The 1,342-nt window shown below is 50.7% G+C and carries 1 rRNA gene (cut by a window edge); it reads left to right on the forward strand.

What is annotated here, in order from left to right:
* The first annotated feature begins 179 nt into the window (after window positions 1-179).
* A 23S ribosomal RNA gene (locus tag Q9245_RS15910) occupies window positions 180-1,342 on the forward strand (it continues 1,828 nt past the right edge of the window).

Raw genomic sequence — 1,342 nt, forward strand, 5'->3', positions numbered from 1 at the left:
ACGAATATTCTTCTCTCATTATCTCCGAGAGAAAATATTCAAAGTGATAACGATTTCAAGCGTTATCCGGTGTTGTCGTTGAAGTGGTTGTTATATCGCTTCAAGTGACTGTCTCTATAGATTCTCTTCAGGCTTGCCTGAATGAGAGTGTATCGAGCACAGTTGTCTTGGGGTTATATAGTCAAGCAACTAAGCGCATACGGTGGATGCCTTGGCAGTCAGAGGCGATGAAAGACGTGGAAGCCTGCGATAAGGTTCGGGGAGCTGGCAAACGAGCTGTGATCCGGACATTTCTGAATGGGGAAACCCACCCGATTTCGATCGGGTATCTTGCACTGAATACATAGGTGTAAGAGGCGAACCGGGGGAACTGAAACATCTAAGTACCCCGAGGAAAAGAAATCAACCGAGATTCCCTAAGTAGCGGCGAGCGAACGGGGACTAGCCCTTAAGCTAGACAACTGATAGGAGAAGGCTCTGGAAAGTGCCGCCATAGTGGGTGATAGCCCCGTATCCGAAATCTGAGTCTAGTGAAATCGAGTAGGTCGGCGCACGAGAAACGTTGACTGAATATGGGGGGACCATCCTCCAAGGCTAAATACTCCTGACTGACCGATAGTGAACCAGTACCGTGAGGGAAAGGCGAAAAGAACCCCTGTGAGGGGAGTGAAATAGATCCTGAAACCGTATGCGTACAAGCAGTCGGAGCAGACTTGTTCTGTGACGGCGTACCTTTTGTATAATGGGTCAGCGACTTATGTTTAGTGGCGAGGTTAACCGTTTAGGGGAGCCGTAGGGAAACCGAGTCTGAATAGGGCGAATCAGTCGCTAGGCATAGACCCGAAACCGGGCGATCTATCCATGAGCAGGTTGAAGGTTGAGTAACATCAACTGGAGGACCGAACCCACTGTCGTTGAAAAGCCAGGGGATGACTTGTGGATCGGAGTGAAAGGCTAATCAAGCCCGGAGATAGCTGGTTCTCCCCGAAAGCTATTTAGGTAGCGCCTCGGACGAATACCACAGGGGGTAGAGCACTGTTTGGGCTAGGGGGTCATCTCGACTTACCAACCCCAGGCAAACTCCGAATACCTGTGAGTACTATCCGGGAGACACACGATGGGTGCTAACGTCCGTCGTGAAGAGGGAAACAACCCAGACCGCCAGCTAAGGTCCCAAAATACCAGTTAAGTGGGAAACGATGTGGGAAGGCTCAGACAGCTAGGAGGTTGGCTTAGAAGCAGCCATCCTTTAAAGAAAGCGTAATAGCTCACTAGTCGAGTCGGCCTGCGCGGAAGATGTAACGGGGCTCAAACTGGTTACCGAAGCTGCGGCTGCATACTC

The organism is Marinobacter sp. MDS2 (genome assembly GCF_030718085.1).
Classification (GTDB): Bacteria; Pseudomonadota; Gammaproteobacteria; order Pseudomonadales; family Oleiphilaceae; genus Marinobacter.